The organism is Paenibacillus motobuensis (assembly GCF_039521865.1).
GTDB classification, from domain to species: domain Bacteria; phylum Bacillota; class Bacilli; order Paenibacillales; family Paenibacillaceae; genus Fontibacillus; species Fontibacillus motobuensis.
The window spans coordinates 199,816-225,111 of sequence record NZ_BAAACX010000009.1; the positions used below are offsets into that span (position 1 = coordinate 199,816).

General features: G+C 42.8%; 20 protein-coding genes and 1 pseudogene. 8 read left to right on the plus strand and 13 right to left on the minus strand.

The window, feature by feature from the left end; translation table 11 throughout:
* Positions 1-13 precede the first annotated feature (13 nt).
* Entirely contained in the window at positions 14-1,330 is a 1,317-nt protein-coding gene (gene sufD / locus ABD014_RS11610) for a Fe-S cluster assembly protein SufD (protein WP_343861113.1), read from the minus strand.
* A gap of 16 nt (positions 1,331-1,346) precedes the next feature.
* Entirely contained in the window at positions 1,347-2,174 is an 828-nt protein-coding gene (gene sufC, locus ABD014_RS11615) for a Fe-S cluster assembly ATPase SufC (RefSeq protein WP_343861115.1), read from the minus strand.
* Between the two features lie 287 nt (positions 2,175-2,461).
* Here sufC and ABD014_RS11620 point away from each other — a divergent pair, with 287 nt between their 5' ends.
* The 3 genes and pseudogenes from ABD014_RS11620 to ABD014_RS24865 all read left to right on the plus strand — a co-directional run.
* Positions 2,462-2,944, plus strand: coding sequence for a MarR family transcriptional regulator (locus tag ABD014_RS11620; protein WP_343861117.1), 483 nt, complete (start codon positions 2,462-2,464; stop codon positions 2,942-2,944).
* Between the two features lie 57 nt (positions 2,945-3,001).
* Positions 3,002-4,033: a nitroreductase family protein gene (locus tag ABD014_RS11625; RefSeq protein ID WP_343861119.1), complete on the plus strand. Its 1,032-nt coding sequence runs from the start codon at positions 3,002-3,004 to the stop codon at positions 4,031-4,033.
* A 39-nt stretch (positions 4,034-4,072) separates the two neighbouring features.
* Positions 4,073-4,552, plus strand: a pseudogene (locus tag ABD014_RS24865) (DMT family transporter); the annotation flags it as partial.
* A 265-nt stretch (positions 4,553-4,817) separates the two neighbouring features.
* On the opposite strand, the gene ABD014_RS11635 reads toward ABD014_RS24865, so the two are convergent.
* Positions 4,818-7,145, minus strand: a complete 2,328-nt coding sequence (locus ABD014_RS11635) for a preprotein translocase subunit SecA (RefSeq protein WP_343861123.1) — start codon at positions 7,143-7,145, stop codon at positions 4,818-4,820.
* A gap of 65 nt (positions 7,146-7,210) precedes the next feature.
* Positions 7,211-7,927 (minus strand): ABC transporter permease, encoded by a 717-nt coding sequence (locus tag ABD014_RS11640; RefSeq protein ID WP_343861125.1) that lies wholly within the window; start codon positions 7,925-7,927, stop codon positions 7,211-7,213.
* A 549-nt stretch (positions 7,928-8,476) separates the two neighbouring features.
* On the opposite strand from ABD014_RS11640, the gene ABD014_RS11650 reads away from it, so the two are divergent.
* Positions 8,477-9,073 carry a hypothetical protein gene (locus ABD014_RS11650; protein WP_343861127.1) on the plus strand — a complete coding sequence of 199 codons (597 nt, stop codon included), beginning with the start codon at positions 8,477-8,479 and terminating at the stop codon, positions 9,071-9,073.
* Between the two features lie 129 nt (positions 9,074-9,202).
* Here the strand turns inward: ABD014_RS11650 and ABD014_RS11655 are convergent, their stop codons facing one another.
* From ABD014_RS11655 to ABD014_RS11680, 6 genes are all read right to left on the minus strand, one after another.
* Complete coding sequence (locus ABD014_RS11655) at positions 9,203-9,958, minus strand: P-loop NTPase family protein (RefSeq protein WP_343861129.1); 756 nt, start codon at positions 9,956-9,958, stop codon at positions 9,203-9,205.
* Positions 9,959-10,156: 198 nt separating this feature from the next.
* Entirely contained in the window at positions 10,157-12,751 is a 2,595-nt protein-coding gene (gene ppsA / locus ABD014_RS11660; protein WP_343861131.1) for a phosphoenolpyruvate synthase, read from the minus strand.
* A 130-nt stretch (positions 12,752-12,881) separates the two neighbouring features.
* Positions 12,882-15,536 (minus strand): ABC transporter permease, encoded by a 2,655-nt coding sequence (locus ABD014_RS11665; RefSeq protein ID WP_343861133.1) that lies wholly within the window; start codon positions 15,534-15,536, stop codon positions 12,882-12,884.
* Entirely contained in the window at positions 15,533-16,219 is a 687-nt protein-coding gene (locus ABD014_RS11670; RefSeq protein ID WP_343861135.1) for an ABC transporter ATP-binding protein, read from the minus strand. The genes ABD014_RS11665 and ABD014_RS11670 overlap by 4 nt, the downstream gene beginning before the upstream one ends.
* A gap of 104 nt (positions 16,220-16,323) precedes the next feature.
* Positions 16,324-17,568: a HAMP domain-containing sensor histidine kinase gene (locus ABD014_RS11675; protein WP_343861138.1), complete on the minus strand. Its 1,245-nt coding sequence runs from the start codon at positions 17,566-17,568 to the stop codon at positions 16,324-16,326.
* A gap of 3 nt (positions 17,569-17,571) precedes the next feature.
* A complete protein-coding gene (locus ABD014_RS11680) occupies positions 17,572-18,267 on the minus strand; it encodes a response regulator transcription factor (protein ID WP_343861140.1) in 696 nt (231 codons plus the stop codon).
* 367 nt (positions 18,268-18,634) lie between these two features.
* Here ABD014_RS11680 and ABD014_RS24870 point away from each other — a divergent pair, with 367 nt between their 5' ends.
* The 3 genes from ABD014_RS24870 (at position 18,635) to ABD014_RS11690 (ending at position 20,495) form a co-directional block, all read left to right on the plus strand.
* Positions 18,635-18,736: a CysS/YqeB C-terminal domain-containing protein gene (locus ABD014_RS24870; protein ID WP_425542087.1), complete on the plus strand. Its 102-nt coding sequence runs from the start codon at positions 18,635-18,637 to the stop codon at positions 18,734-18,736.
* A 330-nt stretch (positions 18,737-19,066) separates the two neighbouring features.
* Complete coding sequence (locus ABD014_RS11685; protein WP_343861142.1) at positions 19,067-19,726, plus strand: TetR/AcrR family transcriptional regulator; 660 nt, start codon at positions 19,067-19,069, stop codon at positions 19,724-19,726.
* A gap of 13 nt (positions 19,727-19,739) precedes the next feature.
* Positions 19,740-20,495, plus strand: a complete 756-nt coding sequence (locus ABD014_RS11690) for a CPBP family intramembrane glutamic endopeptidase (RefSeq protein WP_343861144.1) — start codon at positions 19,740-19,742, stop codon at positions 20,493-20,495.
* Between the two features lie 121 nt (positions 20,496-20,616).
* On the opposite strand, the gene ABD014_RS11695 is transcribed toward ABD014_RS11690, so the two are convergent.
* The 3 genes from ABD014_RS11695 to ABD014_RS11705 form a co-directional block, all read right to left on the minus strand.
* The gene (locus tag ABD014_RS11695) at positions 20,617-21,957 is read right to left on the minus strand and encodes an erythromycin esterase family protein (RefSeq protein ID WP_343861146.1); all 1,341 of its coding nucleotides are present in this window, start codon (positions 21,955-21,957) and stop codon (positions 20,617-20,619) included.
* A gap of 255 nt (positions 21,958-22,212) precedes the next feature.
* On the minus strand, positions 22,213-22,521 hold the full coding sequence (locus ABD014_RS11700; protein WP_343861148.1) for a hypothetical protein: 309 nt from the start codon (positions 22,519-22,521) through the stop codon (positions 22,213-22,215).
* Positions 22,522-22,605: 84 nt separating this feature from the next.
* The gene (locus ABD014_RS11705) at positions 22,606-23,991 is read right to left on the minus strand and encodes a DUF4832 domain-containing protein (protein ID WP_343861150.1); all 1,386 of its coding nucleotides are present in this window, start codon (positions 23,989-23,991) and stop codon (positions 22,606-22,608) included.
* Between the two features lie 268 nt (positions 23,992-24,259).
* Between ABD014_RS11705 and ABD014_RS11710 the strand changes: the two genes are divergently transcribed.
* Complete coding sequence (locus ABD014_RS11710; protein WP_343861152.1) at positions 24,260-25,072, plus strand: class I SAM-dependent methyltransferase; 813 nt, start codon at positions 24,260-24,262, stop codon at positions 25,070-25,072.
* The last annotated feature ends 224 nt before the right edge of the window (positions 25,073-25,296 follow it).

Genomic DNA, 25,296 nt, shown 5'->3' on the forward strand with positions numbered 1-25,296 from the left:
GTTGTCAACCTCCTTATTCAGATATGCTTGCTTGATCCAATTCCTTGATTTGTCCCAGCTTTTGCTCCACGAGCGCTTGCAGCTGAATGGCTACACCTTCCAACGGTACTTCGGCCACGACAGGAGCAAGGAACCCATACACGATTAGCTGCTCGGCCTCTACTCGGCTAATTCCTCTGGACATCAAATAATACAGCTGTTCCGGATTGACTTGTCCGACGCTGGCGGCGTGTCCGGCCTTCACATCGTCTTCATCAATCAACAGGATCGGATTGGCATCGCCGCGCGCCTCGGGATGCAGCATCAATATTTTTTCTGTCTGCTGTCCATTTGCCCCTGTTGCCCCCTTCTCAATTTTGGTGATTCCATTCAATATTGCGGTTGACTGCTCTCTCATCACCGCTCTGATTACCATATCGCTTGGCGAATTCTTGCCGATATGGACCGTCCGGGCAGTGATATTCATCGTCTGACGACCGGATCCCACCAAGATTGACTTTATATCCGAACCGGCCCCTTCGCCTTGGAGGATGGATACCGTCTCGCTCATTGTCTTACCCCAATTCATTTCGCCGATCAACCAGTTCACTTGTCCGTCGTGTTCAACGATGGCGCGCCGATAAGTTAGATCGATCAAGTCTCTTTCCAGTTGGTGCAATGACACGACATTGACCCTTGCCCCTTCGCCTACGAATACTTCCATAACGGCTTGATTCACCGCCACAATCTTATTTAATGAGGACATGGTATTCTCCACCAGCGTTACGGAACTATGCTCCTTGGCTACCACCAATACATGCGGCATAAAGAGCGTATCAGATTCGTCTACAAAAAATAGCGTCTGCAGCGGGGCCTCCACATGAACCCCCTCAGGGATATAAATAAAGGCTCCGCCTCTCCAGTGTGCGGCATGCTGCGCGGTAAGCAGATTCTCTTCAGTCTTCACTGCTTGCATCAAATAGGGTTTTACAAGTTCCGGATACTGCCGTGCTGCTGTTTCCAAATCGGTCAAAATAACTCCTTGCTCCCGCAACCCTTCTGTTAGATGCTTGATTAATGGGCCCGAATTCCGCTGTACCAGCACATTGTCAGAGTATACCCATTTCCTGATGGATTCCGGTAATTCATCGAGAGAGGTCACCAGCTCTGGCTTGCGGCAAATGCCTTGCTGCCGTAAAGGCCAGCGCTGCAGATTCGTTTTTTCCAGCTTTGGCAGCTGCAGGGTGGTAACGGCATCCAAGCCTCTCTTCCTCAACATGGTCAGCCAATCCGATTCCGCTTCATATTGAAGCTGCCCTGATGCCCGGTTCTCTGCACTGTTCATTGTCATGTTAGGCTCTCCCCTTTCAGATACGCGGTGATTTGGTTTGCATCGGCATTTGAAACGATTCTTCTTCGTCCGGAGCAACAGCTTCCTCTGTAATACCCAGCTCTTCTCTGATCCACTCATATCCGTCTGCTTCTAACCGCTCCGCTAATTCCGGTCCCCCAGACTTTACGATGGTTCCTTGCATCATCACATGTATGAAGTCCGGCTTTATATAATTAAGCAATCTCTGATAGTGTGTAATAATTAAAAATCCGCGGTCTGCACTTCGCAAAGCGTTGACCCCTTCGGCAACGATGCGCAGCGCATCAATATCCAGACCGGAGTCGATTTCATCCAATATGACCAAAGACGGCTCAAGCATCATCATTTGCAAAATTTCATTTCGCTTTTTCTCCCCACCTGAAAAGCCCTCGTTCAAGTAACGATGCATAAATTCCGGGTTCATCTCCAGCGTCTGCATGCTTGCTTCCATCATCCGCACAAATTTGATCAACGAGATTTCCTGGCCTTCTTCACGTTTTGCATTGATCGCACTACGCATGAAATCGGAATTCGTGACCCCTGTGATCTCACTCGGATATTGCATGGCTAGAAACAATCCTGCCCGTGCCCTTTCATCCACTTCCATCTCCAGCAGATCTTCCCCGTTCAGCGCAACCCTTCCCTCTGTTACTTCGTACTTGGGGTGCCCCATTAAAGCGGAGGCCAATGTACTCTTCCCTGTTCCATTCGGTCCCATCACGACATGAATTTCTCCGCCATTTACCGCAAGGCTCAGACCTTTCAAGATTTCTTTTCCTTCTACTGCCGCCTTCAATTGTTCAATCCGCAGGCTCACTGTCATTTCATCGCCACTCCTTTTCATATGCGTCGTTCAACCCGTATTCTTAAAAAAACTAGTGACAGATACGTATCCATTTCCATTTCATCGTATACTCACATTTTTTAATCTTTCGAAACCATACATCCTCCAATCATCAATATTTTGTTTACTAGTAAACATCATATTTGATAATGATTCTCATTGTCAATGATCATTTGAGAAAATCCTTGGTTGCGGCACTTGCTGAATCCGATAAATTGTGATATTTTAGCTTCCAAGTTAACAATATGGAGTGTGATTCCGGATCAATGGATTATCCTGACAGCATTAAGGCGTTAATTTATGAACAGTTGCTTCACTTCTCTCATTTGCATGAACAACGAATGGAGCTGGAACTTAAAGAGATCAAAGAGATGGTACAGCTCCGTCAACTGAAAGACGTACCTGGTAGTCTATCCACCATCCATGTTCTGGATTGCATCGGCCATTATGAACCGATTAACCATTCCGCGATTGCAGAAAAATTAAAATTGTCCAAGGCGAGCATTACCAAGATCAGTAAGAAGCTGCTTGAGCTTGACCTAATTCGTCGGACCCAGCTTAACGACAATCGCAAAGAGGTGTATTTTCGTCTGACGCTCCACGGGAAGCAGCTGTACGATTTGCATCGGGATATGCACGAAGCGGAGGAACGGCGCTTTATGCGATTTTTGGAGGATTACTCCGAAATCGAGCTGCAGACGATTTTTAAGTTTTTTCAAGGGATGGCCCGGTATATAGACGAGAGATAAACATTTTTTTTAATAGTATTGTTTACTAGTAAACAAAATAAACGAGGAGGAATCATATTGAATTTTTCCCAAACGATAAAAGAACGCAGAACCATCCGGAGATTCAACACAACACCAGTAGCGCCGGAACTGGTCGTATCCTTGATGAATGATGCGGTCAGCCTGTACGAAGCCGAAGGTACGCCGCGCTGGCGCTGCCTTATCGCCGGCACGCCTGAGTCGCGTCATAGGTTGGTGGACAGCATGATGGCCAAGATGAAGGAAAGCCGATTCGGCAAGCTCATTCCCGCTAAAATGATCGATTTCTTTGTAAAACGAATAACGGATATTCCCGCTCACCTGATTTTCATCGCGGAGTTCGACTCCGATCAGAGGCAGAGCGACGAAAATTACGCCGCGGCCTGTAGTGTGATGCAAAATTTTCAGCTGCTTGGCTGGGATCGCGGGTTGGGCGCGCTGTGGGACACGGACCCCATATTTCATAGCGAGGCGTTTCTTGCAGAAATCGGTTTGCAGGCAGGTGAAAGGTTTGCCGGGATTTTGCATGTGGGATATTTCGATAAAGCGCCGAGAGCCCGAAGAAGAACACCGGCGGAGCAGAAATGGACCGCATTCGGCGGAGGCGGGAAAGCGAATGGGCTTCAGTCGGATCACATGCGGATTTCGGCGCAGAGCATTCTTGATGTGCTGAATGACGCCGTCTGGGCGCCGAACGACGGACTAAGGGAGCCGTGGCGCTTTATCTATGTGACGGGCAACGAAGCAGCCGCAAAACTTTCGGATGCGTCTGGAAATGCATCGTTAGCTTTTCTCCTTGTTGTAGCAAAGCAAGAAGCTGATCTTCACAAGCAGGAGGAGGATTACGCGGCGGTATGCTGTTTGATCCAGAATGTTCAACTGGTAGCTAAATCTAGACCATGGTACTCACGCAGATCGATACCGGATTGGATTTATGACCAGGATCAATGCAAGCCGTTTGGCATTCAGTCGGGCGAGCGGATCGTAGCGCTGCTGGAATTCGGAGACAACAATCGACCGTCGGATTCGCATTCATCCCCTCCCCCATTCCTTAACATCACACATCTATGAGGGATATAGGAAACTCCAAGATCCGCTTATCTCAAACATTATTATCAAGACTTGCGAACTTTGAACGCCTCTCTGGCTATCGTTTTTTTGTTCCAATTTGTCTGGATCGGAGCTTTGTTAGAGTGGGTACTCCATAAGAAAAAACCGACCAAGACGAAACTTGTTTCCATCGCGTTGCTTCTGGTTGGTTCCGTGTTGGCTGCCAATATCCTATTTCAGGAACCCTTGGCATTGTCATGACAGGGAAGCCTTTGGGGGATCCTTGCGGCGTCATCTTTTTCCACATTCGTTTTTTTGAGTGGCTCAGTCGAAAAGGAAACCCCTCCTATTTTTAAAAGCGCTCTTCTTTCCACAGGAGGTGTATTGACTGTATTTATCGTGTTTCCGCCAACGTTCTTATTTGATTGGGATGTATTTATGGGGATCATTCCTTATGGATTAGCATTTGGCATATTCGGCGGCGTTCTTACTCCCCTTCTATACTCGATTGGAATGCCGCATGTCGGTTCCGGATTGGGGTGATCATTATTCTGGGCGGGATTATTAACAGCAACTTTCGATTTGATATTTGGAACAAAAAATCTATAGTTAAAGCAGACAACCATAGCTCCGTTTTGTCTCGATAGCCTAAGATAAAACAAAAAAAGGTTGCCTCAAACATCTTAATGAATGACTTTTTGGGCAACCTCTTCCTTAATCCCTGATTATTTATTTCCCATCAACGAATAATTCAAGTGAATTCCATCCTAATGATTCAGAGAGAGAAAGTAATTGCGCAAAATCTTCAGGGGGTTCTTTTGTAAAATCCTCGAAAAAACCTACGCTGCATCAAAATTTTGACCTCCCGAATTACAGGCCATAAAATCTTGCGAATCCAATAAGCGATTATCGTCCCTGAGTTCCATGAACTGGGATTCTGCAAGTACTCCTTGTATTGATCGTTGATAATATAAGTCCGAGTGGAAGTAGGGTTCTTCAGCCCAAACTTTTCCCACATAGCCGGATCATTCGAACCTCCAAGCTTTATGAGCATGTTCGCCGATTCTCTATTTATTTTCGCCGGAATTTGCTCGTATGCTTGGATAATTTGCACATGAAATTCGTCGATCGGATTGCGGTTAACAAGGCTTGTTAAATGGATGCCTTCGCGAATGTAAGAAACGTATGCCAGATGGTCAGCCCAGAACTTGTCCATATAATAAAGGCGTACCCGCTGCTCCGAAGGACTCATCGGCGTCTCGCCTTTCAAAATTCCGAGCCGCTCCTCGTATAACATGCGCCTCTGTTCCTCCACCATATCCGAATAACAGTTCAGTTCCCGGCGGATATCGAAGTTTTGGCCCATAATAACGCGCTGAATATGCGTAATTTTACCCCGAAGCACTGGCTCTTCGAGAGCCTCATCCTGCCTAGGAGCGCGAATCGCCTTATCGATGCCGAACCGAAGCAACAACTCGTCCTCCAAGCTTACGAAAAATACGGAAGCACCCGGGTCGCCTTGGCGGCCGGATCGCCCGCGCAGCTGGTTGTCGATCCGCACACTTTGGTGCATATGTGTACCAATCACGTACAACCCGCCCAGTCTGGCGACAACTTCTGCTTGCGTGGGGTTGCCGCCACCGAGCCGAATGTCGACGCCGCGTCCCGCCATATTCGTAGACACCGTCACGGCGCCGATTTCTCCCGCTTTGGCAATGAGTTCGGCTTCTTTTGCGTCATTTTTCGCATTCAGAACATGGCAAGGAACGCCGGCAACTGCTAGCGCCTCCGCCAGCATGTCAGATTCCTCGACGCTTGAAGTACCAATGAGAATTGGGCGTCCCATCGCATGGACGGATGAGATTTCTTGTACAAGCGCCTTAAATTTGGCTTCTTTATGGGTATAAATCCGATGCGGATGGTCGATCCGTATATTTGGCCGGTTCGGTGGGATTTGCACGACCTGCAGCGCATAAATATGTTCGAATTCTATTGCTGAAGCTTGCGCAGTAGCCGTCATTCCGCAAATCTTTGGATATAGACTTAGGAAGTGTTGAAGGGTGATCGTACCGAGAATTATTCCGCCGGCTTTTGACTGCAGCCCTTCTTTGGCAGCAAGCGCGGCTTGAAGCCCTTCCGGCAAATGCCTGTTCTCCGCCACGCGGCCGGTATATTCGTCGATCAGTTCGATTTTTCCGTCCCTGACGATGTAATCAACGTCTTTTTTCAATAACAATTCCGCATGCAGCGCGCAATTTAATGACGTTAACAAATGACTATTATGGCTATCGTACAAATTGCCGCTTCCCAGCAGCGATTCTGCTTTCGCAGAGCCTGCTTCATTTAAATAAACGTTCCGCTGGAACTCGTCGAAGTCGTAATGCTCATCTTGCTCGAGCTGCCTAGCCACTTCTGCGAAACGGATGCCGTCGTTGTCGGAGGAACTCGGCTCTCCAGCGATGACTAGCGGCACCCGCGCTTCGTCGAGAAGCAGCGAATCCGCCTCGTCGACGATGACATAGTGGAAAGGACGATGCACGGTATCGCCTTCGTCCAATGCGATCGTGTCGCGCAAATAATCGAATCCCGCTTCTTTGGCCGTAACATAGGTTATATCCGCGGCGTACGCTTCCCGCTTCTCGGATAATCTCATACCCACTTGAACCGATCTTACCGTTAATCCGAGGAGTCGATAGATCGGGCCCATCCACTCCGCATCACGATTTGCTAAATAATCGTTAAAAGTCAGCACATGAACGCCTTCGCCAGTTAGAGCATGTAGATAAGCAGGCATAACGGCAGAGAGCGTTTTTCCTTCTCCGGTATGCTGCTCAATCAAAAATCTTTCATGTAGAGCGATAGCAGCCATGATCTGGACATCGTAAGGCTGTAATCCGAGCGTTCTCTTCGCTGCCTCACAAACTAGCGCATAGGCATCGACAAGCAGCTCGTCCAAAGACGTACCTGATTTTGCTTCCTCCCTCAGCCGGAGAGATTCCGCTTGAAGCTGCTTTTCGTCCCATGCTTCCAAATTCCGTTTCCTGATGAGCTCCGCTTTGTCCCGATAGACTTTCAGCATAAGCCGATTATCTCGGTCTTTGAAGTCTTGCATCAACTTGACGGCTAAGTTCATGGGAATTTGATCCCTCCTCTGTAGAAATACGCGATTCTAGAGTGGCTAATTTTGTGAATTTTCTCCTACTCATCCTTTAACCTTCGTTGATATAAAACAACAGATATAATCGTGAATACAACCGTCCATGCCAAAATAATGAGTAGGGGTTTTAATAATTCTCCAGTGGTAAAGCCTATATTGCGTATGCCTAGCAAATGCACAAGTTGACTGCTTGGTAAGTAATCCAGCACTTTGAAGATCGGAAAATCATCCTCTAGAAACGCTCCCCATGGTGCCGCAGTGAAAACGAACGCCACAGGAAGTATAGATAATGATGCTTCAAGCAACGTATTGGAGAATAAACCGCATATCGCCCCGGCTGCTATGTATAGAATGATCGAAATAATGATTGCTACCGCAAACGCCCATATACTAGCTGGCTCATAGCCAATTATATACGTTGCAATAGCCAGACCTACAGCGGACATTATAAAGACTAAAGTACTTTTACCGATTAAAACATCCATGGTCGTGGCTGGAGTCATCATTAATGATCGTAAAGTGTTATGCTCCTTTTCTTCCGCAATCAAGCATGCTTGTGTTAAACATGTTAGTAACACAAACGAAGTATTAAGAACGAGACCGAAAGCAAAAGCTCCATTCAAAGATGGGATTGCACCTCGAAAAAGAAGTGCTAAGATAATTGGAAAAAGTAAACTAATGGAGACCGCATAATTGCGTGAAAACTCTTTGTAATCCTTCACAAATATCGCCCCGGCACGTTTTAATGAGATACTCATAGTAACTCACTTCCTGTCATTTTAATAAAAATATCCAATGCCAAAGCGCATCTTCTTCATCTGGCTGATTAAATACACTAGCCTGTCCGCTTGTCCATCTACTCTCTCTTACTTTTTGCAGATTAACAATGTAGGGATCGATGACACCTAAAAAAATCGAAATTTAACAATCTCTGCTCGAGTTCCGGTTAACGTCAAAGCACAGTTATAATTTTCTCCACCCACATGAACAAGGATCGAACCATCTATACTTTCTATGTAATCAACTTCAGGCGGATCAAATAAAATCACTTTGTCCTTTCTTTTCGTATAAATCTCCTGCAAGGTTAGTTACTTTAATTAGGAAGGTGACTAGTTCTTCCACCCTTAAACGCATATACTCGCTTTACCCAGCACGAAATAAAAAAATTGCTTGCTGTCCTCCCAGTCAGTTATGCATGGTATTTTTTTGGAAATGTAATGTATAATATTTTTATATTATATGACATATTTAAATTTGTTTGGAAGCATATTTTAGACTTATATTTTAGAATTAGGAGAAATTCGGAGATGGTTATAAAAAAAAGAATAATTGGGTTTTGTATATTCATTTTAATGATTACAATGACAGCTTGTAGTAATAAACATCTAGAAAGTAGTATACAATCGGATCGGATACCGATGGTAATGATTGAAGATCATCTTTATCTTGATACTGGTAAGCGGATTTCCATTGAAATAGATGATTCCTCTTTAATGGGCACAATTACATCAGAAGTAGCTGGTTCTGAAATTCCAGTAAAAAATGATCAAAGTAATTTTGGGTGTGTTGGGGCCCAATATGCTTCTTATGAGGAGGGTATCGTTGTTATGGTAGATAATCAATGGCAATTATTTCGTAAAGAAAAATTAACTTTAGAAAAAGTGATAGAATTATCTCATAAAGGACAAGAACTTTCATGGAATGATTTTAAAAGTTATGATAGTACGGAAATAGGCAGCGGACTCTATATCTTGCGTTATGAGTTAGATGAAAGCTATTACCTTCTTATTGGAGGAAACAATCCAAGGAAAAAGCCTGCATATATTAGATTGGTAAAAGCCGATCATTCAGAAAATTATATAGATATCAGAGAAAATAATGTAGAGGAGTTTATTTCAAAGTAATTAATTTGTGGTATTTATAATAGTAGCGAACTATTCTAGAAATAGTCTATATATAGCAGGCTCAGCAAGAACTTGAGCCCGCTATTTTTATTCTATTAAATTACATTTATACTTTATTTTGTAATATAATTAGAAAGCATAGACTCTGATAAATCTGCTGATCAAGCTGTTAATCAAGCTGCTGCGGCAGACTCTAAAGCTATCTATACTTTCTATGTAATCGACTTCAGGCGGATCAAATAAAATCACTTTGTCCTTTCTCTTCGTATAGATCTTCTGCAGTGTTATATTGGCCCGATCTTGTTCCGGCACTTCCTGCTTATCCTCTACCGAGTCCCGAATATCCAGTGGATGAAATCCGAACTCGTTTAATCGATAAATTACATCACAGGAAATCATTGCATCCTCTAAATTCGAAGTTAAAATTAGAATCTGCTTTTCTTTCGAAAGGTCATCTAAAATCCGTTTAAAATGACGACGATCTTGTTCTTCCAAGTAAAAATAGGGTTCCTCCAGTACAAGTGTAGGCTGATGCGCAAAAAAGGCACGCAGCAATGTCACATACATCCTTTTCGATGAACTTAGATCCTTGATTTTCACCTTCCGTTCTTCTTTTAAAGCAAAATAATCCATTAACAAAGTGACACGCTCATTCCTCTCCGTTACTTTGATTAGGAAAGTGATTAGTTCTTCCACCGTTAAACGCATATACTCGCCTTGCCCAGCTCGAAATAAATAATATTGGGAATGATCCTCTAATTGATTCATTAAAAGCTGCTTTCGCTTTAAGTCCGTTATAATGCCAATCGTTTGGTTCGATGCTATATTTAATTCGATCTTTGGTAGAAATAATTTCCCATCATAATACATTGGTTGAAATTGCATGCTGTCCTCCTGTTCAGTGCTGCTATAGGATATATAACAATTATAATGTTGGGATTTGTCAGTTTCTACTAAAAAGTTACAACTGTCCTAAAACCTAAGTTTGAACAGCGCGAGGCTGCCGCGGAGTTTGATACGGCAGCCTCGCTGTTTTCTAGCGTTTTTTTTGAAAAGGCTAGAAATTAACGCTCTACAATAATGCTACAATATTTCAATGTACCCTTCTGTTCCATTCACGCGAATTCGTTGCCCATCTTCGATCAGTCTGGTGGCATTTTCCACCCCAACAACTGCCGGCAAGCCATATTCACGCGCGATAACTGCTCCATGGGTCATCAGTCCGCCAACTTCCGTGACTAACCCCTTTATGATTACAAATAAGGGGGTCCAGCTGGGGTCGGTAAAAGAGGTGACTAATATATCCCCCTCTTTCAGATCGGCCTCTTCCATCTTCAAAATGACACGCGCCCGCCCCTCTATAACACCGGAAGAAACGGGGAGACCAGCAATCGCTTTAACCGGGAGGTTTTCTCTGTTGTACTCGCCTGTAATGATTTCGCCATCCGACGTAATAACACGTGGCGGAGTTAGTTTTTCATATAATTTGTACTCGTCTCTTCGTTTACCGATGATCCGGTAATCCAATTGTTTGGTGCGTACGACTTCGTGAAGTTCCTCAAAAGTCAGATAGTAGATATCTTCTTTTTCATGAATAACGCCTATTTGTACGAGTCGCTCAGCTTCTTTCAGTAAAGCCCGCTTATAGACGAAGTAGCGGCTAACATAACCGTATTTGGGATACTCCCTATACCCAATGAAATTCCGAACGAGGTCGATCATTCGTTTTGTTTCTTTGGCTTTTTGTTCACCATCCGGTAAATGCTTCAATCGATCTATTAACTCTTGTTCTTTTTCCAATGCTTCCTGGCGCCCTTGCTCGAATTTTCGGCTACTGGTATTAGGTTCAAAGTTCTTGATGTTGCCAAGAATCAATGGGACTAGAGTGATAGGTTTTTCGCTCCATCGAGTTCTCGTAATATCGATTTCTCCGGTACACCGCATTCCGTATTTACCGAGAAAATCATAGATCGCGTCACGGGTTTCCCGGCCGCCCTTAAACTTAACCAGTTCATCCAAAAAGTCATCATCTTTTGCATGCTGTAAATAATCAATGACTTCCGGATAAGGGCGAATCACATCCGCGACATCCAAAAGCGCCAATCCCATCTGCGAAGTAATATTGTTTGGTACGGATTGAGAAACCGTATCTGCCGCGTTTTTTTCACCTAACCATTTGTACATGTTTTCATTGATCCACGATGAAGCCTCCATAGCAGACATAAACACAGCCGTACTTTGCGGATCAAATAAGATCTTCTTTAATTGCTGGATATCCTCCAGAATAAAACCAAATAAATCCGCCCCTGATTTCGTTCGGATATTTTGTTTTAACTCTTCTATCGAGGTTTGAGTACGCTTGATCAAATCGGAAACGATAGTCGGATCGTTCTCGAATTGCGCCAGCATATCTTTATTACTTCTCCCCAGAATCGGTGCTGTTTGATCATTGGGTAACAGTTTTATAAAATCTCGCTCTATGATGGTCATGAGTGCGCCTTTTATGAGCGGATCGGATTCCATGGAATTTAATAAAGCTTCCCGGCCGACAGGTGTAGCCAGCCTAGGTGCAACATCTACAAACAACCTCCCACCGGCTTTACGCATAGGTGCAGGAGTAATTAACAGGTAAAAAGACAATCCCAATGGTTTTATGGGGTCTGTCATCATTTGTTGATGACCAACAGATAGATAGACGTGATTTTCTTGGTCATTCGCTTCAGGGATCGGGTATAAAGTCGTGATGGGCCGACTCTGGACAATATAAAATGTATCATCAGCCAAACACCATTCGATATCTTGGGGCTGGCCGAAATGAGCTTCGATCCGTCTTCCAATGTGTGCTAGCTGTAAAATTTGTTCCTCAGTGAGTGTTTGATACATCTGCTGATCAGGATCGATCTGCTTTGTCTCTGTTCCGCCCTCTTTCCTTCCATAGATAGCCAATTTCTTGGTTGCGATCCTCTTCTCGACGATTTCCTCTTCCCGCACTTTATAACAATCGGCAGATACCAAGCCGGAGACCAGAGCTTCTCCAAGACCAAAACTGGCATCGATGGATAGCAATTTTCGGTTAGAAGTCATGGGATCAGCGGTAAATAAAATCCCTGAAGCCTGTGGGAAAACCATCTTTTGAACGATAACGGATAAATAAACTTGCCTGTGATCGAATCCATTCTGCATACGGTAGATTACCGCGCGCTCCGTGAACAGGGAAGCCCAACATTTCCTGATATGATGCAAGATCGCATCTTTTCCGATGATATTTAAATAGGTATCTTGTTGACCGGCAAAAGAAGCATGCGGCAAATCTTCGGCAGTCGCGCTAGAACGCACTGCATAAGCATGTTCCTCGCCAAATTGGGAGAGATAGAGAGCAACTGCTTTCACAACATCGGAAGGGATTTCTACTTCCATAATGATTTGCCTGATCTTCCTGCTGATTTCACCAATTTGATCTCGATCCTCTACTTTTAGCATGGTTAGTCGACCCAGCAAAACATGATACGTTTCGTTTTGTTGGATGGCTTTTTGGTACCCCACTGTTGTAACACAAAATCCTTCTGGTACTTGTATCCCTTGAATTTTTGACATTTCCCCTAAATGGAGCCCTTTTCCGCCAACGAGCCAAAGCTGCGTTTTTTCCATTTCCTGAAAATCGAGAACCAAAGTACTCATTTAACATCTCCTCACCATAAAATTAAGAAAAACAACTCATTGCTCCCTAATACCTTTTGAATGCGATTTTGATGTCTAGACTCACCTCGATGATGCTGCGACGATACCGAACCAGCTCTTATCAATCACCCTAATTCTCCCTCCGAAGAGCATCTATGATATTTATTTTATTTAACCTATACATCGGCCAAATGGTTGCGACTAGCGTAGTAATCATGGCACCCGCGAAAGCAATGCCAATACTTATCCACGGGATCACCCAAACTGTATCCAAAGCACCGGCAAAAAGATAATGTATACTGTAATCTAGTCCCGTGCCTATAATTATTCCGATCACGCCTGCAAATAAACCATAAAATATGCCTTCTAAAATGATCATTTTCCTTACTTCATACTGGGTCATGCCGATGGCTTTGAGGACTGCGAACTCTTTCGTGCGAAGAATCAGATTCGTACTAACTGTATTTACAATGTTCAAGAAAGCAATTAGAAAGATGACACCGATAAAACCATACAATAAAATACTGAAGGTTTTCGCATCGTTTTTAGATTTGGCAACCTCTGCCACTCGATCAAGGTAGTTGAATCCAGCATCTTTTACATTTAATGATTTAAGATAGTCCCTTATCGGTTGGTTCGATAGATCAGGATTGGCAAGAATAAATATGCTGGAATAAGCGTCGGTACCCATAATCTTGGAATATACTTTCGGCGTTGTAATGAATGATAGAACTTCACTACCATCTTGTTTCTCCGACAACAAATCATTATCGACGATTCCGACCACGGTCACGGTTTGGTATCCTTTCTGACTTCTGTCAAATGATCGAATTTTGATGCGATCCCCAACTTTAAAATGGGTTTGATCGATAATCAGCTGTTTGCCTTCTTTCGTTAGCATACTTATTTTTTGTTGAACGATAACGCCGTTCTCCTGATTCATTATCTCCTTGTTGATCACCCCCGCCGTGAGCTTGGATTGCAGATCATCCAATCCATTGTCACCGTAGGATCTGAGGTAGTTATTACTTGTTCGGTACCCTTCCCCTTCAGCAAGGATATATTGATCCTTACGCATTTCATAATATTTGGGATCGATCTTATCCTTAGGAATGATTGCCGCTACTTGATCATTGTAAAACTTGTAGGCATGTTGAACAGCATCAAGGCTGGCAATATGCTGATACACGGTATCATCTATTCGTTTTGAAGGACCATCATAGGTAATCGAGTAAGAAAACAGTGAACCTGAGACCTGTGTTGTTTGCTGCATGAACTGGGCCAATCCACTAAAGACAATAAATAGAATAATGCTAATAATCATGGAAAAGGCTGTAATCCGGAATCGTTTCTTGTTCCGTTGCAAGTTTCTGCTGGCGAATTGCCCTATGATGCCAAACAGTTTTTGAACGAACAGCGATTTATTAACCTTTGTGATATGTTCAACCTTCGTTCCCCCGTTACTTTTCAGCGCTTCTAGAGGAGATACGCGAGCTGCTTGTTTGGCCGGTCCGATGGCCGAAAGAAATACACTCAGCAAGCCTAGTAAACCGGCAGAGATAAGGATCGGTACGGAGATGACCATTCTCAAATCGTTCAAGATACCTAAAGTCAGCAAGCGGATATTGTAAAATAATAACTTCATAAAAAGAGTTCCTGTAAGCAGCCCAATGGGGATGCCGATCAAGCTCAGTAGCGCAGCTTCTTGCATCACGATTTTGCGAATTTGGGTAGGTGTAGCTCCAATGCATCTCAGCAAGCCGAATTGTGAAATCCTCTCCAGTACAGAAATATGAAAAGTATTATAAATTACGGCAATCGTACAGATCATAATAATCGCAACGACAGCAGCCAAAGCCAGGATTAAACTGTGATTCACCCCCTCATAAGTGCTTTTGCCATACAATTTAAGCAACTCATTATTGTACTCAATTCGTACATTCTCAATAGAATGATCCCTACCTAGTTGCATAGCGGAACTTTGTTCGGCATTACTCAGCTGTAAAGAGGACATTATGGCTTCCGATTTCTTCTGGATGTCATTCAAAGATTTCATTTTGACATAAACGAAGTACTCTTTCTTGTTGTTGATCGTCTTGTTATCGTTGAAAGTAATGGCAGGAAAAATGTAACTAGAAGACCAATTCCCCGTTGGCGGCTTCATAAAGCCGACGATGATATATTCTTTTTGGGATTGAGCTTTGAATGCTTCATCAAGATCCCAGCCAAAATCGCCAATCCCGTTAATTTTTTTGTCTTCCCCGGTGGACGCCACCTTTCGTATTCCAAGGTTTAGCTCCATCGTGTCGCCAAGTTTCGGTTTCTCTGAAAAATAATTCAAACTCGGTGATGAAAGGACGATTTCATTCGGATTTTTAGGCAGCCTGCCCGAGTCGAGTTGTACTTGAAGCATGTTTATCGCATTCGCATCATATCCCTTGACATTCAAGTATCGGTAAGGTGCGGCAAACGGATTTTCCTTCTTTTCCTTCTCTTTGGTGTCCTTAATGACGGCATATCCTTCCCTACTGATGACGCCGGCGCTTTCTACGGTTGTATTGTTCTTTACTTTCGAGACCGCATCTCCTGAAATGCCATTGATGGAGACATGATAATCTCCGAAATCCCGCATGGTTTGTCTGATGGATTTACCCCAATAGCTCATCCCGATCGTTCCAATCGATGTTAGCAGCGTAACCGACAAAATAATACCGAAAATCGTAAGCAGCGATCTTTTTTTCTGACCCTTCAAATATTTACCGGTAAGGCCTGTGTAGCTATTCAATGTACACCCACCTCATTTGGCTGCAGGAGGACACCGTCTTCTATTTTTACGACTCGATCTGCCGTTTTGGCAATATTTAAATCATGCGTGATCATGATCAAGGTCTGATGATATTTTTTCACGGAGAACGTAAGCAGATCCATAATTTCCTTACTACTTTTGCTATCCAGATTTCCAGTAGGTTCATCAGCCAAAATAATTGAAGGTTTATTAATTAACGCGCGACCAATCGCCGTTCTTTGCTGTTGTCCGCCTGACAATTCGGATGGAAGATGATGTCTTCGCGCGGTCAAACCTAAGATGCCCATCAGTTCCTGCACATATTTTCCATCTACTCTTTTGTTCTCCAATAACATCGGTAACTTGATATTTTCCTCCGTGGATAGGACCGGGATCAGATTGTAGGATTGAAAAATAAAGCCTATTTTTCGTCTTCGGAATACGGCCAGTTCCGTTTCGTTTTTGGCATAAAGATCTGTTCCGTCGATGATGACCTGTCCGCTGGATGGCTGGTCTACTCCTCCTAAAAGATGCATTAGAGAGCTTTTTCCCGATCCGCTGGCTCCAACAATGGCTACAAATTCTCCCTGTTGAACGGAGAAATTGACGTTTTTCAAGGCTTCAACCTTTGCCTCTGCACTTCCATAGGTTTTGCATAAATTCACGGTTTTCAGTATTTCCACTTGTGTACCCCCTGAGCTTAAGTTCACGTTCCATGGTTGTTATTATAAACATCGAAGCTTACGATAACGTGAAGAGGAAGCTTACGTTATCGTAAGCTTCCCCCTTACCTATCCCCTTTATTAAACGAGATTCTGAATTCCGTTCCCCACCCTGGATCACTATTAACGGTAATGATGCCGCCCTGCTCTTCAATAATAGACTTGGCTAAAGATAAGCCAATGCCAATGCTATGTGATTTTTTTGTGCCTCCGCCTCGATAAAAACGTTCGAATATGTGGGGCAAATCTTGTGGTGAAATGCCCTCCCCCTGATCTCGAATGCTTACCGTTTTGAACAATGAATTTTCTTCTAAGACAATATCAATGTTGCCCTCTGGCGGCGAGTGTTCCAATGCATTTTTTATTAAATTAATAAAGGCTTCGGTCAGCCACTCCTCATCCGCCCGAAAGTACATTTGCTCGTCGCCATAAATGTAGATCTTCTGCATTCTTTGCTCTGCTAACATTCGCAACGATTGTACGGCAGTATCGATCGTTTCCCTTACCCGGATATTTTCCTTACGAAATCCTATTGCTCCGGATTCAACCCGCGCCAGCTTCAATAAACTGATGATCAGCCATTCCATTCGTTCGAGCTGCTGTCGGCTTCGATCCAGAAATTTCAACCGCATTTCTTGCTTCATATCAGGATCATTCAGCATGTTCTCATTAAAAACAATGAGGGATGCTAGCGGCGTTTTGAGTTGATGCGAGATATCGGAAAGCAGGTTACGCAGAAACTCTTTTTCTTGTTTAAGTTGTCCAAGACTATTGTGTAATCTGTCGGCCATCGCATTAAAGTTGCGTCCTATAGCGCCAAAATCCCCTTCATTATTATCAGGAAGCCTTTGGTCAAAATGATGTTCAACTACCTGCTCGGCGGCAAAGGATATAGTTCGAATCTTGTCAAATAGTTTGCGGTATTCCCATAACAATAACAGCAGAAATGGAATGCCAAATAGCAAAACTTGAGCAGCCGCTTTCAAGGGCAAGGTATTATTTGAAAGTACAGGCTGGTCTCCTACGGATATATTCTCCGTGTAGCCATATTGGGCCAAAACCCGTTTCCCTTCATCGATTTCATTTTGTGGTGCCCCCTGAGTGACAAAGTGAACCATTTCACCTTCTAGCTGAGGATGTTGGTTTAAAACATGACCAATCAGGGCCGCATTCTGATTAACAATCGATTTATTGATTTGATTCACATGATGATTCACAAAAAAGAACATGAGTATCGCTAATATGAATTGTAATACAATGGCTTTAACGATGATGGACTTCCACTCGGGATTACGGACAACTTCAAGCATGGTTCATCCACCTACGACATCGGCATTCCATTTGTATCCGACCCCTCGAACAGTAATAATATATTTTGGCGAAGCTGGAATATCTTCAATTTTCTCTCTCAACCTTCTGGTATGAACCGAAAGGGTGTTGTCATCAATGAATTCTCCCGACATATCCCATAGATTGTTAAGAATAGTACTTCTGCTGCAAATTTGTTTGGGATGGGTCATAAGCATTAACAGCAATCGATATTCTATCCCAGTCAACAAAAGCTCCTGATTGTGTTTAAGAACGGTTCCTTCAAGAACCCGGACTTCAATATCGTCGGATATCCATCTAGACACTTCATCCTTAGACTTGTGATTACGCCTTAATACGGCTTTCATTCTGGAGATAAGTTCTTTGGTCCGAATCGGTTTGGTCATATAATCGTCCGCTCCCAAGTCCAGACCAGCAACAATGTTTACCTCCTCATCCAAAGCTGTCAAGAATATGATAGGAACCTGGGACGATTCACGGATTTCCCTGCATAGGTCGTACCCTGAGCCGTCAGGCAGATTCACATCTAACAAGATGAGATCGATGGTATTTTGTTTTAATGCCTTACGGGCTTCTTCCAGGCAACCGGAAACAACAACGGAATAACCTTCACTCGTTAATGTATACTCAATACCAAACACCAAGTTTTCATCATCTTCAACCAATAAAATTCGAATCATTGTGCACCTCAATTAAAAATCTTGAACATTTTTATAGAAACAGCTTACTTACTCGTCACTCTTCAAACTTTTCTATATTATTGTACATTATTTAAATATAAAAGGTGACTCCATTCATTTCCACGGCTTGATAGGTTTGGGCGGTATTAAAAGCCACAATCCATAATAGATCCTACCATAAGGAAAAGCTCTTTTTACCAGATTCAACAGATGAACTAAAGCAAATTGAAAATCTTCATTCCCTTCGGTACAATGATTCCATACATCGTATGATTCCAACGAAGGGGCGATCACTTGAGTAAAGATACCAAAACCATCGGCGAGGTGGCCAAGCTGTTGGGCACAACCGTTAAAACCATCCATAGCCATTAAAAAAGGGAATGATGAAGAAGCTTTTCAATTGGCTCAAGAACTTTGGAAACAAAGAGTATCAGTTAAAGAAAAGGATAAAAGGCAATATTATCGGTAAAAATCAAATAAATTTATAAACAAACGAGTACGATAGTTAGAAAATTGAGCAAAACCCATAACGAATTTTGGGTTTTGCTTTTTGCTTTGCTTTTCTATGGAAATCTGGTGAGTACAGGAAGTCCTCCTGAAGGCATTCCAGTCTTTGATTTATATAGCCGAATCCGAGTTGAGGAATAACAAATCCGGTTTGCCGCTTCAACGTTCGAATAATTCGCAGTCCCCCCTTCCCTTGAAGATGACATCTATGTCATTTTAATATTGACAATTAACAATTCGTAACTTATTCTAAAATGACAGTGATGTCATTTTGTTATGGGAGCTGATTACTATGCCAAGGGTAAGTCAAGATTATATGGAAAAAAAGAAAAATAGTATTTTGGAAGCAGCCTTATCGGTCTGTAAAGCCAAGCCACTCTATGAAATTGCGATGAGAGATATTATTAGAGCATCAGGGTTAAGTCAAGGCGGAATATATCGCTATTATTCGGATTTGGATGAAATACTGGTTGCAGTCATTAATCAGACCAATGGTAATGCAGATTATAGACAAGTTGTCGATGAGATCATTGAACACAGCAATTCTCCCAAAGAATCCATAGAAAAACTATTTGCTTTTCTCGGTGAGTACATCCAACGAAACTTGTCAACGGTTGGTAAAATTCAATTTGAACTTACTATCTTATTTGCCAATAATCCAGAGAGACAAAAGAAAATTTTATCGAACATTACTGAAAATGAAAGTGGACAATATTTGGTCGAACGGTTATTTCAGACAATTCATGAAGGAATTTCTTTAGGAAGTTTCCACCCTGAAGTATCCATTGAAGAATTATTTACTTTAATCATGACATCCATTGATGGCATTGTAAGAGATGTAGTATTACAAAAGTGCTATGGAATGTTCCAAAATGAACAAGTTCATTTTGACGAAATCCGACTGCTGAATACACTATGCAAAGCCGTTTTATTATTGTTGGGATCAAAATAAGGAGGGTTCATCATTGAGAAAAGAGATGAGAAGATTTCTATTTTATACTTTTGTTACGTCGTGGGTTCTTTGGGGCGGGTTAGCGTTAATGACTCAATTCAAATGGCTTGAGTTTGGTACTCCAATCTCAATGATATTATTTATTCTTGGTGGTGTTACCCCTGCTATTAGCGAGATTTGGCTGAAAAAGAAATATAGCTCTAAAGAAGAGTTTAGATCATTTATTAATAACATTAAAAATCCGAGACACCCACTTTTATGGTACATATTTACAATCGGACTTGCATTCGCGGCATGTTTTTTGCCAACGCTTTGGGGTGGAGCGTCAATAGAGAATCCTCTATATCTGGCATTAATTGAATTCCCCATCATGATTATCGGAGGTGGGTTAGAAGAGATTGGCTGGCGCGGCTATTTACAACCTACGTTGCAGAAAAAATGGTCGCCATTTAATAGTACGCTCATTGTGGGTGGTATTTGGACAATATGGCATCTGCCATTATGGTTTGTGGTTGGTTCAAATCAAATGAATATGAACTTCCTCTGGTTCACGCTAAGCGCCTTGGCATTATCTTTTCTGTTAACGGTCATTTACTCAGCCACCAACAGCATTTTCTTATGTATTATTTTCCACGCCCTGATTAATTCATTCTGGGATGTATATATTCCAAATACAAATGTTGCATCTGGTTTATTTACACTTTTGTTTGCACTCTTTGTTTTTGCTGCATTTGAATTCTATCGAATTAAAAATCAATCAAAAATATGAATGCTTACCCCTTCCCCATTTCGGGTATATAAATCATGCAAAAAGCTGCCGTGTGGCAGCCCCTTTATTTTGAACATCTGTAACAACGCTTGTAGTCCCGCAATGCCATCATTTGTTTTTTTCAACTACTTTCACTAAACTGAGATGGACTCGTTTCACGGATGTGGAAAAGGATATCGAACTGTTCCGATAGAGAAGCAGTAAAATACTGCGTCCGATCAGGGATGATTTGAGCGATGCCGTCAAAGAACGGCTGCTCTCGTTGTGCCCATTCCTTGGCCTCATCCTTCAGATTTCGAACATCCAGCATGAACATTTCATATGGAACTTCGCCCAACTTATAGTTGGAGCTGTTCTCGTTCTGCTGGATCGCATCTGTCGCAAGCTTACCTTCGCTAAAGGCGGTGAATTTCCCCTTAGTTGTGGCAGTTCCTATGACCATATACTGGTCGCCATATCGTTCTTTCAAAAACTGTCCCGCCACTTTCGGGTACATTTCCTTATCAATTACGCCTTTTGCTACGTGAATATTATGTCCCCACACCATCGTTTTACCGCCTAAAACTTGCTGGGCCCATTCTGCATGATCGGCTAAGTATTGATCGTGGAGCGTTGCAATCTGTGCATAATCGCTAGGAATCATCATTGTCGTGAAATTCTCGATCGCCTTTGCCGTTCCCTTCACCCAGACAAGCTCGGATGCGACAATCTCATTGCTCCTCTGTTCCGTCTTGTTTTCAAGCAATTTTACAACTTTGGTTGCATTCGCGTTGAATTTCTTCTTCTTCTCAGCTGTTAATCTCATATATTCCATTAAGCTTACAGCTGCAGCCGGTAATCCTTTATAGCTCTCCTCGACTTCAGTTAGTATTTCAGGATGATACAATTTTACGTAGTCAATCACTTTATTAAAAACATCTGGATCCAAAGTCTTCAAGTCGAGCCCGATAAATTGAATCTTCTTGTCATGTGCTGGATCAGCGTTATAGTCCTTCATCCATTCAACCATCGCAAGAATCTCATCGGCCGGGTATAGCAGCTTCAAAAATTCTCTAGGATTACCCTTACCCGTGTGGATATATTCATTCAGCTTTAAACCATTGCCCCAATCTTCTTCAATTCCGAAATTCGTAAAGCCCATCTCGGTAACTAAAAACTTGACGATACGAAACTTCATCGTAAATATTTCAGAACTTCCATGTGAAGCTTCTCCTAATCCCACAAAATTGGCGTTCCCAATCATGTCTTTGAGCGGCATCATATCATCGAACGGCTGCATAGGATCGATCGTGTTCAGCGCCTTTGCCTGTGATTGAATAGACTTGACGACACTCATTTTGACTGGTTGAGCGGCTACGGTAGGTTCCACTTGTTTATCCTCCTTCCTCACTCCACATCCTGCAGTTAGTATTGAAGCTCCAATCATCATAGACACCCCTACACACATCATTTTCTGTTTCATTTGCTTTCACCTTTTTTTGTTTTGGAATTTTGCTCTCCGATACGTTTTCTATTTTATTTTTCATATCTCTCATATTTCTAACTTGATTCTTACTAAATCATTAAGTTATTAATATTTTCTTCTTCTAACTGGTCCCTGCTCGTCCCTAGGACGATATAAGCGCGTGAAAAAGGCAATCCCATGTCATGACCGAAGACTACAGGATTGCCTTTTTTCTGTGCTTATTCTATTCAACATTACTTTCGCTTTGCATCATTACCCTTCTACGATATCTGCATGAAGATCAGTTGCAATTTCCATCATGAGAGGCACGACATCTTGATGTGAAATGGCAACATACAAATCTCCCATATAGTGTCTGAATGGAATAAAGGCTTCTCCATGTTTCCACATAAAAAAATCTCCCGGAATAGACATGGTGCTTTCCTCCCCTTTCACAGTCAGCACCGTCTGATAAGTAAAATCAGCTTTGGATGAAAAATAGACTTGGCATTCTTCCAATGTAATCTCTTTACCGCTAGAGTTTGGTTGCATAGATCTCGTAATTTGAAAACGTTGATTCATAAAACCCTCCAATAAATATATGACCTTGTATCCCTCATAACCTTAATCGTTATGCTGGCCTCTGTCAACGGAGGTTTATAGTAGCTATTCGATTACATCAGGCGATTCAAGTTCAAGCTGCACCTCCACATTGCCAAGTACATACCACCCGTCCGGTTGTCTTCCGGTATTGGCTAGTTGTATGGCAGGCTGATGGGTATGCCCATATAAAATGGCAATCTCAAGCTGATAATTCCCCAATGGCATATCTGCCGGAATCCATACAGTGCTGTCGAAAAGGCTGTCTCCCGGGAGCCAATCGGAGATATTGGCATCCGTGATGAAAACTTGGGTTGATTGGTCGCCTTTAAGTCTCAGAGCCAAAGGGAATTTCTTGTAGCACGGAGCGACACCTAAATTCTCCCACCAAGAAGCAAACGCAAGCTTACCGCCCGGTTTTACCGTCTCAGGGAACGAAAATTTGCGTAATGCCAAGCGATACCCCATTTTATTAAGCCAGCGGTTCACGTTGGGTTCCCATTCCTTAGGGATTGGTGAAGACTTTGCGTTAAAGGATGAAATATGCCATTTCAACGATTGATCAATAATGTAATCGATATCCCACCCCATATCCTTCCAATGCTGAACGACCCAGCATACCTCCAGTGAAACGGGAGCCTTCTTCCACGCTTCCTGCATCCCTGAGCGTATAAGTTGCTGCGGATAATAATCATTCATATGCGACCAGTCATCAGAAAACTCCCACGCCTTGCCACACACATCTCCTAGACAATCAACACGCCAGCCCACATCGGCTTGGGACAAACCATAGCCGTTCGTCTTCTTATCGGTCAGTAGCATCACTAGTGGTGTTTCTTTGAAGGAATCCGTATACGCATCCACCAGCGCCTCTCTAGTTGTACGGGTTAATAAATTCGAACCGATACCTTCACCCCAGGAGCCAACAATGGACAGATCGACACTTTCCATATCCGGGTGGCCGTCGTATCTTCTTCCTAAAGCGCGGATAAAACCTCCGAAATATTCGGCATAAGTAGGGTCTTCCGCATCCACCATCCAACCGGGACCATCAAACTTCTCGGGCGGTTTCCCTAGTAATTCTCGGTACCAGGCGGGAACGTCTTCTTCATCGTTTGCACCATATGGGGCAATTCGAAGCATTAGCGTTTGTTTGCGTGCACGGGCCGTCGCGAGCGCCTTGTCAATGAGCTCCCAGTTGTAGCTGCCTTTCTCCTGCTCTATGTATTTCCAGTAGATTCTGAAATAAGCGATTGAAGTCATTGGATGATTTTCATTCTCTAGGTTTCCATCGAAGTCTTGATATACAATAGGAAATCCCTCTGTCCAACCTTTCCCTTCATTTAAATTATCTCCATTGAAACGTTGAAAAGTCATAAATCCGATTCCGGGGTTAATTAGAACATCGTCGATAATTTTCGGTCTTGTGACAAGGACTTTGCAAGTACTCATTCTATCCACTCCTTCCGGGGTCGTTACCTTAATCATAAATAAACCCCGCTGTAGCTCAATATCAATATTTTGATTTTACTTTAGTTCTTTTTACTACTTTCGATTGGACGATTTATGGAATATTTTATGTGGATTTGTTAATAGGAAAATGGTACATTATTACGGAGTCAATAGCACATGTGTTCGTGTTTGATAATGTGTTATTGGGTTAACGAGCCAAGTTGGGATATACGTCTAGGCTCATATTATTTTCGAGGAGAGTGTCTGCATGGACAAGGATTCTGTTAATAGACCAAACATTATTGGCGGTGGCGAGGTTGGCGTCGCCATCTCGGTCGACATGGACAAGAATGTTGTTCACCAAACAAACAGCTTATTTTGGGACACAAAAGGAAATGACATCTTAGGAGCAACCTCGCTTCCGCTCTATGGAGCATTTGTCTCAGAAGAAAGCTGTCAATTATTTGGTGATGTCTCAGGGAAAAAGATGCTGGAGATCGGTTGTGGAAGTGGTCAATCCTTGCAATATCTGGGGGAACGCAATGCAACTGAACTATGGGGTACGGATATATCAGAGAACCAAATCGAAAAGACGAGGCAGCATTTGACCGCGTGCGGGCTTTCCGCGCAATTGATCTGTTCTCCTATGGAAGATGAATGTGGCATACCAGAGAATTATTTTGACTTTGTTTATTCGGTTTATGCCATAGGCTGGACGACAGACCTTGAGGGTACTTTTTGCCGGATTGCTTCTTACCTTAAAAAAGACGGCGTATTTATTTTCAGTTGGTCTCACCCTATACACAAATGTGTTGCTGCAGAAGATAATATGCTTGTTTTTAAAAAAAGTTATTTCGATGAATCTTGGTATTCGGTATCTCTTGGCGAAAGTACGCTAACCTTATCGGACCGTAAACTATCAACTTATATAAATGCGCTATCAAAAGCGGGATTTGTCATTGAGCAAATGCTTGAGCAATCGGATGATGAAATATTACAATCATGCGACGATAACAACAATTTTGCAAACAAAGCAAAGATGCTTCCTGTAACTTTTGTAATCAAAGCAAGAAAACTATAAGTAAAGAATTTACGACTGATGTTCCTATACTTTGTAGGCGAGATGCCCTTATTAGCCGTAAATTGCTTGATAAAGTAAGTATCATACTCAAATCCAGTAGCGCGTATCGATCTATTTGTGGCATAGCAATCACCTATCAAATATTATAGTTAGATACTTCATTTATGCCAGTGTACTACACAGGTGAGAGGGATATAATAGTGATGCAACAACAAAAGGAGGAA

Coding starts and splice junctions, on each gene's coding strand:
- sufD (WP_343861113.1), bottom strand. CDS start 1,330: ATGACAATGAACAGTGCAGAGAACCGGGCATCAGGGCAGCTTCAATAT.
- sufC (WP_343861115.1), bottom strand. CDS start 2,174: ATGACAGTGAGCCTGCGGATTGAACAATTGAAGGCGGCAGTAGAAGGA.
- ABD014_RS11620 (WP_343861117.1), top strand. CDS start 2,462: ATGGATTATCCTGACAGCATTAAGGCGTTAATTTATGAACAGTTGCTT.
- ABD014_RS11635 (WP_343861123.1), bottom strand. CDS start 7,145: ATGAACTTAGCCGTCAAGTTGATGCAAGACTTCAAAGACCGAGATAAT.
- ABD014_RS11640 (WP_343861125.1), bottom strand. CDS start 7,927: ATGAGTATCTCATTAAAACGTGCCGGGGCGATATTTGTGAAGGATTAC.
- ABD014_RS11650 (WP_343861127.1), top strand. CDS start 8,477: ATGGTTATAAAAAAAAGAATAATTGGGTTTTGTATATTCATTTTAATG.
- ABD014_RS11655 (WP_343861129.1), bottom strand. CDS start 9,958: ATGCAATTTCAACCAATGTATTATGATGGGAAATTATTTCTACCAAAG.
- ppsA (WP_343861131.1), bottom strand. CDS start 12,751: ATGAGTACTTTGGTTCTCGATTTTCAGGAAATGGAAAAAACGCAGCTT.
- ABD014_RS11675 (WP_343861138.1), bottom strand. CDS start 17,568: ATGCTTGAAGTTGTCCGTAATCCCGAGTGGAAGTCCATCATCGTTAAA.
- ABD014_RS11680 (WP_343861140.1), bottom strand. CDS start 18,267: ATGATTCGAATTTTATTGGTTGAAGATGATGAAAACTTGGTGTTTGGT.
- ABD014_RS11685 (WP_343861142.1), top strand. CDS start 19,067: ATGCCAAGGGTAAGTCAAGATTATATGGAAAAAAAGAAAAATAGTATT.
- ABD014_RS11695 (WP_343861146.1), bottom strand. CDS start 21,957: ATGAAACAGAAAATGATGTGTGTAGGGGTGTCTATGATGATTGGAGCT.
- ABD014_RS11700 (WP_343861148.1), bottom strand. CDS start 22,521: ATGAATCAACGTTTTCAAATTACGAGATCTATGCAACCAAACTCTAGC.
- ABD014_RS11705 (WP_343861150.1), bottom strand. CDS start 23,991: ATGAGTACTTGCAAAGTCCTTGTCACAAGACCGAAAATTATCGACGAT.
- ABD014_RS11710 (WP_343861152.1), top strand. CDS start 24,260: ATGGACAAGGATTCTGTTAATAGACCAAACATTATTGGCGGTGGCGAG.